Below are 14,086 nucleotides of genomic sequence, written 5' to 3'. Positions count from 1 at the left end.
AACTAAATGTGAAAAAAGGAGAAGGAAAGACGGTAATTTTTGCTTTAGATAAAATGGATAATGTTGAATTGTCTATTTATGATGCAAATAAAGAACTGATTCATTCAGAAAGTATTAAGTCAAAAGGAAGTATTAACAGAACATATGATCTGAACAATTTACCTGAAGGGACTTATTTCTTAGAAGCAGAATCTGATATAAAAATAGCTAGGTATAAAATAGCTGTTGTTGGAGAAACGGCTACTTTGGAACAAACGGCAGAATCAGTAGTTTATAAACCTATGCTTGTGAACAATAATGGTGTGGTTTCGTTAAGTGTTTTAAATTCTAAGGAAGAGCCTGTTACTGTTAAAATCTACAATGAGGGTGGAGCTGAAATGTACAGTATGACCACTAACGAGCAATATGTAGGTAAGTTTTTTGACATTCAAATGTTTCCGCGTGACAAGTATACGTTTGTTGTCTCTTATGCTGATGGTATCATGGTTAAAACGGTTTCGGCTAAATTATAAATAGTTTGTTTTTTTAAGTAGTAAACAGCTCAATTTTTTGAGCTGTTTTTTTTTGTTATCTATTATTTGTAATTTGATCCATTACCCAGCTGGTATGTGTTGCTGTTTTTCCATTTGAAGGATGCATAGTGTTTTCTGATAGTTGTTCTTTCATTGCTTTTACATGGTAGAATTGTACGTTTTCTGGGTGTGCGATAAAGAGTGATGTTTTTCCATCTTCATTTGAAAGGATTATATTTTCGTCGTTAAAAATGGAAAATTTAATTTTACCTTTACTTCCGTAGATGGAAACCTTGTCCTCTCTCGTGAAACAGCCAAAGTTCCAGCTTCCTGTTCCTGTTATTCCCTTCTCGTGAATCCAGCATGCTGTAGTCGCATCGTTAGCTGAATACAGTCCTTGTTGATTAAGACTATTCCCTGAAACTTCTTGAATGTCTCCTAGTAGGTGATTGAATAGGTCAAGGCCATGACTTGCTAAATCATCAAAATAGCCTGCGGTTGCTACTTTCGCATCAGTGCGCCAATTGTAGATTCTTGATAAATCCTGCTCAGAGGCTGGTCTGCTAAAATGCCAGCTGATATGTCTGACTTCACCGATACTGTTAGTTTCTAGCCAGTTTTTTACTTGCTCAAAACGAGGTAAAGTTCTTCTATAATAAGCAACAAATAACGGAAGGTCTTTTTCTCGAAAGGCTTCGTATATCGCATTGCTATCTTCGTAACTTGGTGATAATGGCTTTTCGATACAGCATATTTTACCTGCTTCGGCTACTTTTAGACCGTATAGTTTGTGGCTGTCTGGGGGAGTAGCGATATAAATGGCATCAATTTCAGGGTCGTTAATTAGCTTATCGGCGTCAGTATAATATTTTTTTATACCATGTCTTTTGGCGTAATCGGCCGCTTTGTCCTTGTCTCTTCTCATTACTGCTGCTATCTCAAAGCCGGCTGTTTTCTGGTATGCGGGTCCACTTTTCTTTTCGGTTACATTACCACAGCCTAGTATTCCCCAGCGAACAATAGTTGTTTCTTTATTTGAATTTGACATTCAGTTCTTTTTTGTTTCTAATAGCGTTTATATAAAGGCTAAAATAAGAAAAAGAGACTGTTTCAAGTTTATTTTGAAACAGTCTCTTTTATTTTTGATCTATATTCTTTTCAACTTATTCTACATACAGCTTTAACAACAATGCTAATACTGATAGGCTAGTGGTAATTAAGAAAAAACCACCGATGTAAAAGTGTGCCGCTTTGTTTGTGTTGTATTTTGTTGCAGCTTCTTATCCTTTTTGAGTCTCTTTTTCGTTTCGTAAATGATCTTTAAAACACTGAATTATTGATAATGAACTGTATTCTAATAAAGAAACAAAGAAGAATGAGGTTGTGCAATACCCACTTTTAGCGATGTTTAAGAATTTGAGTTTTGATTTGTATCGAATGTTTAGTCGCAACCATCAATGCCGCAGCTGTTTCCGTCATTTGTCTCTATTAAGGTCACTTTTGAATCGAAATCACCTTCTTCCCACACTTTTTCCAGTGTTTTTACGAATGTTTCAACATGCTGAGCGCCAGAAACTGCATATTTATTGTCGAAAACAAAGAAAGGAACCCCTTGAACTCCTATTTTCTGTGCCATTTCGATATCTTCTTTTACTGCAGTTCCGTACTCATCTGAATGTAATACGGTGTTGATTTCTGTTGCATCAAGTCCAACAAGGGTACCTAGATTAGTCAAAGTCTTAATGTCGTCTACATTCTCGCCATCTGTAAGGTAGGCTTTAAACAATAATTCTTCTAATTCATTTGACTTGTGGTATTTTTTTGCCAAGTGTAAAAGTCGGTGTGCATTGAAAGAATTAGCCATAATAGCTTTTTCAAAATGAAAGTCCAATCCTGCGTTTTTAGCATTTTGAGTCATGCTATCCATCATTTCTTGAGCCCATTCTTTGTCTTTGCGGTATTTTTCGGCTAGATGCTCGACCATATTATCATCTTCAGATGCAACAAAGCTAGCATCGAGTTGGAAACTTTTCCATTCAATTTCTACATTAGCTGCATGAGGAAACTCTGCTAAAGCTCCTTCAATTCTTCTTTTTCCTATATAACAATAAGGACACATAATATCCGACCAGATTTGTACTTTTAATTTATTTTCCATCTTTATTTAATATTTGTATATACAAATGTAGTAATAAATAAATGATTTGTAATTGGGTTTATGATTTTATTGGGATTTGTATTTCTGAATAGCGTTTGCGGAATAGGGGATTCATCTCGTTATAGATTTTTGGAAAATGAATAGGGGGAGAGTTCGATTATTGAGGTTAAAATCGATAATAATTGGTCTAGTTGTACTATGGTTTTATTAGCTGTTGGAGCTTTTTTTAACATAAAAAAAATCTTTTTTTTTACGTGTAGCGATATCGTAATAGTTGATTTTTCTTACTTTTATAATTTATAAGACGTATTTTTTACGTAATAAAGTATTCTTGTTAATACCATATATTACGTGGTAAAATAATATAAAAGAGTCTATTTAATTGCATTTACTGTTTTTATAAAGTAAAATATTTTTAGATATGTCAAATATAATTATATCTTTGTTTTAAATAAACGTAAATAATACGTTTTATAAAAACAAGCCGAGCCAAAAATATCAAATATGAAATTATTAATGTTAAAATCGAAAAGCGCTACTTTTTTAGCGGGGCAATTTAAACCTAATGGCAAATTAATTTTTAAACTTTTAACTGTAGGTTTATTTCTCTCGCATAGTGCTGTTCAAGCGCAGGAGGGGAAAAAAGAGGACACTCAAAAAACTTCTATGGTTGAGGATGAATACAAATCATTCAATATAGGACTGCATTTAAAGAACATGCATACATGGCATGGATTTGTAGTAACGCCAGCCCCTATGCTTGCTACTAATTTAGAATACAATTCTAGAAATAAGAAATTCACTTTTGGTCTTTGGGGTGGAGCTGGTTTTTCGGCGACTACTACAACAAATTACAATGGAGAGCAAATCAATGCGAGTTACAAAGAGTTGTCTATTTATACTTCTTACCATATTACTGATAAATTTTTCATTGAAGCGGTTTCTCATAACAACTATACTGGTGTTGAGGAAAGAGGGGATAAATTACATTATTGGAGTTACGATAAAACACAAGGATATAATTTTGTAGATTTAAACTTTGGTTATCAGGTTACTAAGAGTACTTCATTGTATTTAGCGACTATAATTGCTGGAAGATCTGGTGATTATGAGGTGCAAGCAAACGGGACATTGAAGGATTCCTACACACATTATTTTGAAGTAAAAAGTAAAGTATGGGAGCAGGATAACAATAGCCTGAGTTTATTTGCTGGTGGTGCTTGGTCTTTTATCACTGATAAAACATTCTATACTGAAGGCAAAGGAAATATCATTAATGTAGGTGCGGTTTATTCAAGAAAAATAAAAGCGGCTGGTTTTGTATTACCAGTTGAGGTTACTGCAATGTGGAATCCCGAAAAGGAAAAAGCAGTTTTGCAGGTTGATCTAAGAATATTTTAACAGCACTTATTTTTTTAAATTTATTAACGATTACAAAAACAAAAAAACCATGAAAAATTTTTTAAAGAAATCAATTAAACCATTATTAGTAATGGCCATAACGGTTAGTTTAGCTAGCTGTATCGATAAAGGTAAAGATGCAACAAAGGAAATTAAATCCAGTAATGCAGAGATTACTAAAATTGAAAGTGCAAAGGATTTAAAAGGGATGAAAATAGGATATTGTACTCCATCACTAGACGCTCCTTATTATCAAGCACTTTTAACAAGTATCAAAGAAAATACCGAGGGTAACGGAATGGAGTTTTTATCTGCTGACGGTCAAGGAGATATCAATAAGCAAATTGCTGCTGTCGAAGATTTGATCACTAAAGGTGTTGACGCTTTATTATTGAACCCAAAAGATCCTATGGCATTAGTTGCGGTTACTAAAGTGGCTAAAGCTGCTAATATTCCAGTATTCATCATCGATAGTTCTATAGATCCTTCAGCTGAATTTGTGACTACAATTCAATCTGATAACTTAGCTAACGGACAATTAGCTGGAGAATGGGTTGCTAAAAAGTTTGGTTCTAAAAAAATGAAAATTGCTTTATTGAGTGGGAATGCAGGAAATCCTGTTGGACTAACTCGTAAACAAGGACTTTTACAGGGTATTACTGAGGAGCAATTAAGAAGTTTAGGATATATTGATCTTAATGTGGTAACACAAATGTACACAGAGTGGACATATGCTGGTGGTTTGAAAGCTATGGAAGATATATTAGTTGCTCATCCAGATGTGAATGTTGTAATTACAGAATCTGATGTTTGCGTATTGGGTGCTATTAAAGCGATTGCTCAGGCTGGAAAAACAAACGACATCTTAATTGTTGCAGGTGCCGATGGTCAAAAAGAAGCAATCAAATACATTATGGATACTGATTTCTACGGTTGTACTGCTATGAATAGTCCTGTTCAAATTGGAAAAAATGCGGTTGAAGCTGCAATTCAATATATTAATGGTAAAAGAGATTTTGCTAAAAAATCTTATACAGCGCCATTATTGATTACTAAAGAAAATGCTGCACAATATTACAATCCAAAAGCATTGTTTTAATATTATAAAACTAAATTAAATGGGAAATTCAGAAAGTGAATACCGACTTGAAGTCAGCGGAATAACCAAAAGTTTTGGTGTTGTTTCTGTTCTTGAAGGTGTTGATTTAAAAGTAAAGCATGGGGAAATTCATGCTTTACTTGGCGAAAATGGCGCGGGAAAATCAACATTAGTTAAAATTCTTAGCGGCGTACATCAAAAAGATAGTGGTACGGTATTGCTTAATGGTAAAGAAATAAATCCTAAAAATACGCATGAAGGTCAGGTATTAGGAATTAGTGTTGTATACCAGGAATTATCTTTAGTTAATGATTTATCAGTAGCCGAAAATATCTACTTGCACAAATTAGGGGCAAGTAAGTTTTGGATGAATTGGAAAAAAATAACCAAAGATGCTCAGGAATTAATTGATTCTTTGGGTTTTGTTATCGATGCTTCGGCCAAGGTGAGAGATTTAAGTATTGTTCAAAAGCAAGTAGTGGAAATTGCTAAAGCTTTATCAGAAGATACTAAAGTATTGATCTTGGACGAACCTACTACCGTTTTTGACCCAAATGATGCGAAGAAATTATTTGAAAACCTTATCCGATTAAAAAAAGGAGGTATGTCTATCATTTATATTTCGCATCATTTAGAAGAAATATTTAAAATAGCCGATACTATTACTGTCCTTAAAGATGGTATTGATACTGGTAGCATGGCAACTAAAGACATTGATAAAGACGGTGTTATTCGTTTAATGATTGGTAGAGAATTAGACGATTTGTTTCCTGCAAGAACTTCTACAATAAGTGAGGATCCCATTTTTGAAGTAAAAAATCTTACTGGGATTGATGGCTTTGTAAAAGATGTGTCTTTTTCAGTACGAGCGGGAGAAGTATTAGGTGTTGCCGGTTTAGGAGGAAGTGGAAGAACCGAGATGGCGAAGCTAATCTTTGGTGCCGATAAAAAGAGATCGGGAACACTTATCTTAAACGGAAAAGTGATTACTACAAAAACGCCTGTTGAAGCTGTAAAACACGAAATAGGATTTGTGTCTGAAGACCGAAAAGAAGAAGGGGTGTTTTTACCGCTTTCAATTAGAAAAAATATAAGTATTACTAGTTTTAGTCCTATTTCAAGTAAACTAGGTTTTATAAATAATGAAAAGGAATATAATAATGTTCTTGGTTTAATAGAAAAACTAAATATAAAAACTCCAAGTTCTGAGGTTGATGTTAAAAATTTATCTGGAGGTAATCAACAAAAAGTAGCACTTGCAAAGTGGTTAAGTATCGATAGTAAATTGATTATTATTGACGAACCTACTAGAGGAGTTGATGTTGGTGCCAAAGTTGAAATTTATAACCTTATAAATGAAGTGGCAAAAAAAGGGGTAGCTGTTATCGTAATTTCTTCAGATATGCCAGAAATTATGGGAATCGCAGACCGAATTTTAGTGATGCACAAAGGAAGAATATTTGGTGAATTACCTAAAGATAAATTCTCAGAAGAAAATATTTTAAGATATTCTATTGGTGAAGAATTAAAAAATTAAATTTTAAATATAAAACAATGAATACGACTATAAAAGAGCAACTTAGTACTCCTGGTGGAATATTAAAGTTTTTGATCAAGCACAACACGATTGTAATATTTGTGTTATTAATGATTTTTTCAGCATTAATTTCAGATGTGTTTTTTACAGAAACCAATCTTTCTAATTTATTAAAACAAGTTGCTGGAATAGGAATTATTAGTATTGGGATGTTAATCGTAATCTTAACAGGCGGAATTGACCTTTCTGTAGGTTCGTTAGTAGCTTTACTGGCGGTTACCTTTGCTATCTTGGTTAATACAGTTTTATTGCCTTTTGCAATACTATTAACTGTTCTACTTGGTTTTGCTCTAGGTAGTTTCTCGGGTTATTTAGTCGCTTATCAAAAAATTGCTCCGTTTATAGCCACTTTAGCTTTAATGACAATCGCTAGAGGTTTAGGATTTATTTATTCTAAAGGTTCACCTGTTACATTTAATTCAGCTGGAGGGACATTCATGTCTGACTTTGCAAATAAATCAACACTTGGGGTTCCAAATATTGCCATCGTATTTTTTATTATCGTGGCAATCACATCTGTAATGTTAAAGTACAATGTTTTTGGAAGGTTAGTTATCGCGATGGGAAGCAACGAAGAAGCTTCTCGTTTATCAGGGATTAAAGTCAATAAATACAAATTTTTAGTATATGCCATATCAGGTTCTTTGGCTGCAATTGCGGCGATTATTACTGCTTCGAGAACAAATTTAGGATCTCCTAACATGGGAGTTTCTTGGGAATTAGATGCTATTGCTGCAGTAGTTATTGGTGGTGCTAGCTTAAATGGAGGTAAAGGAACAGCAATCAATACGTTAATGGGTGTGCTTATCTTAGGATTAATAGGGAATATCTTAAACTTATTAAATGTGCCATCTTATCCACAGCAAGTGGTTAAGGGAGGTATTATCATTCTAGCAGTATTATTTCAAAAATTCGAAGGCAAAAAACAATAAATCATGAAACATATTAAATTAAACAACAGGAGTTTAAAAGAACTTGCTGATAGGGTCGCTGTACCCAATTACAACCGAGAAAATATTAAGACAGGCTTCGTGCACGTAGGTGTTGGTGGGTTTCATAGAGCGCATGAGGCCATGTATTTAGACCAATTGTTACACGATGAGTCTAATGCAAATTGGGGTATTTGCGGAGTGGCTTTGTTGTCTTACGATCAAAAAATATATAATACGCTTAAAGATCAGGATGGTCTATATACACTAGTAGTTAAAGAGCTTGATGGAACTTTAACTAAAAGAGTTATTGGGTCTATTACTGAATATTTATTTGCTCCGGATAGTCCAAAAGCGGTGATTGAAAAAATGGCAAATCCTGAAGTTAAAATTATAAGCCTTACCATTACTGAAGGCGGTTATAATTTGAACGAAGCGACTGGTGCCTTCAATTTTGGCAATCCTCAAATTATACACGATAGTAAAAATGCCGATGCTCCAATAACTATTTTTGGATATTTGACCCAAGCTTTAAAACTTCGTAAAGAAAGTAATAGTGGTGCTGTTACCATTTTATCTTGTGATAATATTGAAGGAAATGGAGACGTGGCAAAGAAAATGCTTTTGTCTTATGTAGAATTTGCGCAACCTGATTTATTAGAATGGATTGCTGCAAATGTATCTTTTCCTAACAGTATGGTTGACCGTATTACGCCTGCTACAATGCCTGCTGATATTGCTGAACTTAGTGAAGTTTCAGGAATAGAAGACCAATGGCCTGTGGTTTGTGAATCTTTTCAACAATGGGTAATCGAGGATAAGTTTATAGCAGGAAGACCAAATTTGGAGGCTGTCGGCGTTCAATTTGTAAAAAATGTAGCTCCATTTGAAAAGATGAAATTGGGTTTACTAAACGCAGGACATTCCGTTGTGGGCATTCTCGGTAGTTTAATGGGTTATTCAACAATTGACGAGGCTATTAGTGATCCAGCGATTGGAACTTTCTTAGCTGACTATTTAGATGTTGAGGTAACGCCTATTCTTCGTGATTTAGATGGAATGGATTTAACGGCATACAAACAAACACTTATAAACCGTTTCAGTAATATTTATATCAAGGATCAAATTGACAGAATCTGTTCTGAGACTTCAGCAAAGATTCCAAAATTCATCTTGCCAACTGTACAAGAGCAATTAAAAGCGAATAAAGCAATTGAACATGCTGCTTTTGTTGTGGCTGCATGGGCAATTTATAGTTTAGGTTTCAATGAAAAAAATGAAGCGATTAATATTAAAGATGCTTTGCAGGAAACACTTTTGGCAAAAGCCAAATTAGCAAAAGAAGATCCAAAAGTATTTTTAGAAGTGGAAGCTGTTTTTGGAAACTTAAGTCAATCGGAGATTTTTAGTGACGCTTTCGCGAAAGCCTATCAAAATATCGTAACTTTTGGTGTAGAGAAATGTATATTGGAGATGAATAGTAATTTTTCAATTAAGAAATAATGATAAAAGCAAGCTGTTTTGGTGAAGTATTGTGGGATGTATTTCCTACTCATAAAAAGATTGGCGGAGCACCGCTCAATGTTGCTGTTAGATTAGAATCTATGCAAAATGAGGTGGCTGTTATCAGTAGAATTGGAACTGATAAAATAGGAGACCAAGTAATAGCCTTTTTAAAAGAGAATAATGTGGAGACTAAAGGAATCCAAATTGACTCTAAATTTAAAACAGGTGAAGTCAATGTGACCTTAGATGATAAAGGGTCTGCTTCTTATGAGATAATGCAACCGCGCGCTTGGGACAAAATCGAAATGACTGATGTTGCAATAGAAGTTACCAAAGCCGCTGATATTTTTATTTATGGAAGTTTAGCATGCAGAGAGACAACATCTAAGGAGACATTATATGAGCTATTGAAATTAGCAAAATATAAAATTTTTGATGTGAATTTACGTGCGCCTTACTATACGATTGATGTTTTATCGCACTTAATGAATGAAGCAAATTTTGTAAAGTTTAATGACGACGAAATTATTGAGATCGCTGGATTATTAGGAACAGAAGATAAAACATTAGAAGAAACCATTTTGTTTATTGCTCAAAAAACCAATACAGATTGCATTTGTGTGACTAGAGGAAGTGAAGGTGCTATTTTGTATTTTGAAGGTGATTTTTATTCTAATCCGGGATACAAGATTACTGTTGCAGATACAGTAGGGGCTGGGGATTCTTTTTTAGCAACTCTTATCAATAAATTAGTAAAAAAATCAGACCCGCAAGAGTCTATAGATTATGCTTGTGCGATGGGTGCATTAGTAGCCAGTCACCAAGGTGCTAACCCAAAGATTGAGGAAACGGCAATTAATGACTTGATGGGTAAAACACATTCGTAAAGGAATATATTTTTTTTAACTTGAACTGGATTTTATTTGTACTAGAGCTTCATGATGTGAGTCATGAAGCTTTTTTATTTACCACCGTTTGTTATGAGATATTACTTTTGAAAATTAGTTAGCATTCCAATTTTGGATGCATTCCTTTACTTTATTTTCTCGTAGTTGAGTAAATGCGTCTAAGTAATAAGAAGTGAAAGTTTCATTTTCAATCAGGTCATCAAAAACGGATTTGATTTCAAGAAATTTAAGTGGGTTTTGGATAGAAAGTGCCGCCGTTCTAATAAGTCTGCCACTCATGGAGTCGATAATGTCATAAGGCATATCGTTATCATCTACGCCGTCATTGTATTTTGCCCATGCTGCAATGATAAAAGCAGCTTCTTTAACGTTCTTTCCGTTTTGTAATTGGTATTTGACTGTCGGCAGAATGAATAAGGGAATCTTAGCCGAACTTTGCTGGCAAATACGGAACAATTGGTCATTGATATGGGGATTTTGGAAACGGGAAAACAAATTGTTTTTATAGTTCTCTATGTTTTCTTTGTTTGAATCGGTCAGTGTTGGCGTCACTTCATTATCCAAAAATGTTTTTAGAAAAAACATAAAATCTGAGTCGTTAGCAGCTTCATGCACTGTCTTATAGCCATGTAAAGTGCCTAGAATCCCTAGTATGGTATGGCTGGCATTCAGTAATCGAAGTTTTAGATTTTCAAATGGTCCAATGTTATCCGTATATTGTACGCCCACTTTATCCCATGTAGGCTTTTCATGTATGAATTTATCTTCAATCACCCATTGCGAAAAAGATTCGCAAACAACTGGCCATTGGTCATCGATAAAGAAGTCTTCTTTAAGCGTTTGGACGTCTGTAGAATTGGTAATTGGTGTAATTCTGTCCACCATGGTATTTGGAAAACTAGTGTTTTTTGAAATCCAATCTACTAGATCAGGTTCTGTTTTATTCACATAATTAAAGAGTGATTGTTTTATGGAATCTCCATTAGACTTAATATTGTCACAGGAAAGCACGGTACAACCCGGTAGGTTTCTTAGTTTTCTTAATTTGAAAGCTTGAGTTAGATAACCAAAAACTGTTTTTGGACTAAAAGGATTTTTAATATCCTCCATTACTGCGGGATGATTGATGTCAAATTCTCCCGTTATCTCATTTAGGTGATATCCATCTTCTGCAATAGTCAAGGATATTATTTTGATGTCTGGATTTGCCATTTTTTCAATAACAGCTAATGGGTTTTCGGGACCAAAAAAATATTCCACTATTGAACCAATTATTTTGGCTTTATGACTTCCATTAAGTTCTTTGGTGTAAAGAGTATAAAGTCCGTCTTGATCTTTTAAAATATTATAAATTTTACGGTCGGAATCTAATAGGTCGACGCCGCAAATACCATAGTTAAGTTCCTTGTATTTGTCAATTAGCTCGTGAATATAATACGCTTGATGTGAGCGATGAAAATTACTCACTCCTATGTGTAAAATACTAGTTTTAATTTGAGTCCTATCATACGAAGGAATGGAAACATCTTTAGGCAACGAACTTAAGTTTTCTGCATTAAGATAATAAGATTTTGCCATAGTATTTGGTACGCTATAAAAGTGAATTTAAAAACGTTAAAAATACGTAATTATATTTGAAATTAGGCATTCTAAGTTGATGTCTTCGTCTGATATTTAATACAGTGCAAGGGAATAACTGTTAATACTAAATGTGCATTATTACATATGGATATTGGGTGATAAGGCTGCGAAAATGTGAAGTGTATTTCTTGTTACTAATAGGTATTGAGTATTCAAAAAGAGAGTGATTTTTACTCTTGATTAATGATTTATTATCCAATAAAAAAAATAAAACAGCTATATTTGTGTAATGTGCGAATAGATGGCAAATCCAATATCAAATTATGGACTTTAGAAAAATAAGTAACTTATCGGTCGATTGTGTAATTTTTGGTTTAGGGTCAGATAGTCTTAGTGTATTACTCCAAAAACGTAGTTTAAACTTATACAACAAAAACTACCCGGTAATCGATGATTGGATCTTGCCAGGTGAAAACGTTTTTAAGAGTAATAATTTAGGGCAGTCTGCAGATCGGGTTTTAAAGGATGTTACACAGAAAAGTTTCACTAACAAAAAACAGTTTAGAACCTACGGTAATCAGAAACGTGTTCAATCAGACAAAGATTTATTGTGGGTTAGGAGCCAAGGCGGAGAGGCTAGAACTATTACAGTAGTGTATTATTTGACGTTGCCCAAAGAGAATATTCTAATTGGTGCGGATAGTGATTTTAAATGGTTTCCTGTTAAATCGCTTCCTGAAGTTGGTTTTGATCACCAATTGATTATTAATGATGCATATGAAGATTTAAAAAGTAAAATTATGACAGAACCTATCATGTTTGATTTGGTTCCAGTAAAATTTACGTTAAATGAACTTCAAATAGCCTTTGAGATTTTGCTTAATATCGAGTTAGATAATCGAAATTTCAGAAAAAAAACAATCAGTAAACCCTACATCGTTCCTTTAGAAGACAAACGAAAAGTAGGCATTTCTAAAAAACCTTCTAAATTATACATGTTTAGTAAAGATGTATATGACAAAGTTGTTGAGAAAGATTATATAGTAAGTACGATATTAGTCTTGATCGTTAAACTTTTTATTTAAGCACGCTAAACCCCAATCGCAGCTTTTTTTTGGATAAATCTATTTTCTTAAGGATAATTTACGGAGCTTTTACATTTTTGGTACATTTTCTAATTGTCTTATAATTTTTGGTTATTTCTAATATACTCTTTTTAGTAAATAGTTGTTTGTATTTGCAAATTTAACGGGCCTTGTTTTATCGAAATTAGATAAGAGACCGAAGTTTTGTTTTGGTGGATTTGTAGTTGCGGGAAGTATGAAACTAGTAGAAAACGACTCTTCTTTTTCAGTTAATGGTCGTCAAAAGCAGAAGAAAACAGAATTTGTCGAAGAGTAATTATATTAAAACAAAGTTAATATTGGCTAGCTGTAAATTATTTTTCGGCAAGTAAACGGTGGTTTATATTATTGTATTTAAGTGTTTTACAAATTAAAAAACTAGATCTGTGCTATAACTGTAAAATGGTAATTCTAAATTTTGGCACACTACTTGAATATCTCATTTCAAATAACAATGAGATAGCGTAAGCCGAAAAGCTCAAGAGTAGGCAAAACACAAAATATAATTATCATGAAAAAAATTACCTTTTTAGTAGCTAGTATCCTTTTAATGGGAGGTGGTGTAGCAAATGCAACAGAAAAAAATAACTTGTCTAGTGAGAGAAGAGTTGCTGTAGATTTTAGAAATGCGGAACCGGTTGTTTTCACAGAAGGTGGAATTGAGTTCTATGTATTTGCCGATGGTCAATTTGATTTTAATACCCGTTCTTCAGCCCGAGATAAATCTTTTAAACCATATAAGAGAGGAAATGGAAATAAAAACTATGGTAACGTTGCTTCTTCTCATAGAGATAATTACGGTGTAAAAGTGGAATACGATAGAAGGGGGAATGTGACACGAATCGGAAATGTTTCAATCAATTTTGATTCAAATGATAGAATAAGACGAATAGGTTCTGTTCAGATGTCATACAATCGTTTTGCTTTGGAACGAGTAGGAGGCTTAGAGATTATCTATAACCGAAGAGGTCAAGTTGTTGACACTTATGGGTCTGTAAAAGGCGGTAGAGGGTATGCACATAACCAAGATAATGATTATGAATATGGAAGTGACAGGAACTCAAACGACCGTGATTATAGAGCTAATGATACGAAAGTTGTACAACGTGATAATAGAGTAGCAACTACTGTAGATGTTAGAATCGTAAAAAGAAATTAGTTTGTTGTACATTATTGGTTTAAAAAGTCCCGCTGGTATTTGTATCAGCGGGATTTTTGTTTTGTATAGACTGAGATGTCAAATGGATATTAGAAGCTAGCGAATTGATTAT

12 protein-coding genes are annotated in these 14,086 nt (G+C 33.8%); 9 read left to right on the top strand and 3 right to left on the bottom strand.

Features of this window, described 5'->3' with window-relative positions; translation table 11 throughout:
- Positions 1-8 precede the first annotated feature (8 nt).
- Entirely contained in the window at positions 9-512 is a 504-nt protein-coding gene (locus QO182_RS11410; RefSeq protein ID WP_371561695.1) for a hypothetical protein, read from the top strand.
- A 55-nt stretch (positions 513-567) separates the two neighbouring features.
- Here QO182_RS11410 and QO182_RS11405 read toward each other — a convergent pair whose 3' ends face one another.
- Both QO182_RS11405 and QO182_RS11400 read right to left on the bottom strand, forming a co-directional pair.
- The gene (locus QO182_RS11405) at positions 568-1,560 is read right to left on the bottom strand and encodes a Gfo/Idh/MocA family protein (protein ID WP_371561693.1); all 993 of its coding nucleotides are present in this window, start codon (positions 1,558-1,560) and stop codon (positions 568-570) included.
- A 393-nt stretch (positions 1,561-1,953) separates the two neighbouring features.
- Entirely contained in the window at positions 1,954-2,670 is a 717-nt protein-coding gene (locus QO182_RS11400; protein WP_371561691.1) for a DsbA family protein, read from the bottom strand.
- Positions 2,671-3,174: 504 nt separating this feature from the next.
- On the opposite strand from QO182_RS11400, the gene QO182_RS11395 reads away from it, so the two are divergent.
- The 6 genes from QO182_RS11395 to QO182_RS11370 are packed head-to-tail and all read left to right on the top strand — an operon-like array spanning position 3,175 to position 10,089.
- Complete coding sequence (locus tag QO182_RS11395; protein ID WP_371540843.1) at positions 3,175-4,071, top strand: hypothetical protein; 897 nt, start codon at positions 3,175-3,177, stop codon at positions 4,069-4,071.
- Positions 4,072-4,120: 49 nt separating this feature from the next.
- Positions 4,121-5,170 carry a substrate-binding domain-containing protein gene (locus tag QO182_RS11390; RefSeq protein ID WP_371540844.1) on the top strand — a complete coding sequence of 350 codons (1,050 nt, stop codon included), beginning with the start codon at positions 4,121-4,123 and terminating at the stop codon, positions 5,168-5,170.
- 19 nt (positions 5,171-5,189) lie between these two features.
- Complete coding sequence (locus QO182_RS11385; protein WP_371561689.1) at positions 5,190-6,707, top strand: sugar ABC transporter ATP-binding protein; 1,518 nt, start codon at positions 5,190-5,192, stop codon at positions 6,705-6,707.
- Positions 6,708-6,724: 17 nt separating this feature from the next.
- Positions 6,725-7,699: an ABC transporter permease gene (locus QO182_RS11380; protein ID WP_371540848.1), complete on the top strand. Its 975-nt coding sequence runs from the start codon at positions 6,725-6,727 to the stop codon at positions 7,697-7,699.
- Between the two features lie 3 nt (positions 7,700-7,702).
- Complete coding sequence (locus QO182_RS11375) at positions 7,703-9,199, top strand: mannitol dehydrogenase family protein (RefSeq protein WP_371540849.1); 1,497 nt, start codon at positions 7,703-7,705, stop codon at positions 9,197-9,199.
- Positions 9,199-10,089, top strand: a complete 891-nt coding sequence (locus tag QO182_RS11370) for a carbohydrate kinase (protein WP_371540851.1) — start codon at positions 9,199-9,201, stop codon at positions 10,087-10,089. The genes QO182_RS11375 and QO182_RS11370 overlap by 1 nt, the downstream gene beginning before the upstream one ends.
- A gap of 114 nt (positions 10,090-10,203) precedes the next feature.
- On the opposite strand, the gene QO182_RS11365 is transcribed toward QO182_RS11370, so the two are convergent.
- A complete protein-coding gene (locus tag QO182_RS11365) occupies positions 10,204-11,688 on the bottom strand; it encodes a mannitol dehydrogenase family protein (RefSeq protein ID WP_371540853.1) in 1,485 nt (494 codons plus the stop codon).
- A 326-nt stretch (positions 11,689-12,014) separates the two neighbouring features.
- Between QO182_RS11365 and QO182_RS11360 the strand changes: the two genes are divergently transcribed.
- Complete coding sequence (locus QO182_RS11360) at positions 12,015-12,776, top strand: NUDIX hydrolase (RefSeq protein ID WP_371540855.1); 762 nt, start codon at positions 12,015-12,017, stop codon at positions 12,774-12,776.
- A gap of 550 nt (positions 12,777-13,326) precedes the next feature.
- Positions 13,327-13,974, top strand: coding sequence for a hypothetical protein (locus QO182_RS11355; RefSeq protein WP_371540857.1), 648 nt, complete (start codon positions 13,327-13,329; stop codon positions 13,972-13,974).
- The last annotated feature ends 112 nt before the right edge of the window (positions 13,975-14,086 follow it).

The sequence above is a fragment of the Flavobacterium sp. Arc2 genome (assembly GCF_041431385.1).
Lineage (GTDB): Bacteria > Bacteroidota > Bacteroidia > Flavobacteriales > Flavobacteriaceae > Flavobacterium.
Note: the sequence above shows the minus strand (reverse complement) of the source record. Positions and strands in the feature narration are given on the sequence as shown.

Coding starts and splice junctions, on each gene's coding strand:
- QO182_RS11405 (WP_371561693.1), bottom strand. CDS start 1,560: ATGTCAAATTCAAATAAAGAAACAACTATTGTTCGCTGGGGAATACTA.
- QO182_RS11400 (WP_371561691.1), bottom strand. CDS start 2,670: ATGGAAAATAAATTAAAAGTACAAATCTGGTCGGATATTATGTGTCCT.
- QO182_RS11395 (WP_371540843.1), top strand. CDS start 3,175: ATGAAATTATTAATGTTAAAATCGAAAAGCGCTACTTTTTTAGCGGGG.
- QO182_RS11390 (WP_371540844.1), top strand. CDS start 4,121: ATGAAAAATTTTTTAAAGAAATCAATTAAACCATTATTAGTAATGGCC.
- QO182_RS11385 (WP_371561689.1), top strand. CDS start 5,190: ATGGGAAATTCAGAAAGTGAATACCGACTTGAAGTCAGCGGAATAACC.
- QO182_RS11380 (WP_371540848.1), top strand. CDS start 6,725: ATGAATACGACTATAAAAGAGCAACTTAGTACTCCTGGTGGAATATTA.
- QO182_RS11375 (WP_371540849.1), top strand. CDS start 7,703: ATGAAACATATTAAATTAAACAACAGGAGTTTAAAAGAACTTGCTGAT.
- QO182_RS11370 (WP_371540851.1), top strand. CDS start 9,199: ATGATAAAAGCAAGCTGTTTTGGTGAAGTATTGTGGGATGTATTTCCT.
- QO182_RS11365 (WP_371540853.1), bottom strand. CDS start 11,688: ATGGCAAAATCTTATTATCTTAATGCAGAAAACTTAAGTTCGTTGCCT.
- QO182_RS11360 (WP_371540855.1), top strand. CDS start 12,015: ATGGACTTTAGAAAAATAAGTAACTTATCGGTCGATTGTGTAATTTTT.
- QO182_RS11355 (WP_371540857.1), top strand. CDS start 13,327: ATGAAAAAAATTACCTTTTTAGTAGCTAGTATCCTTTTAATGGGAGGT.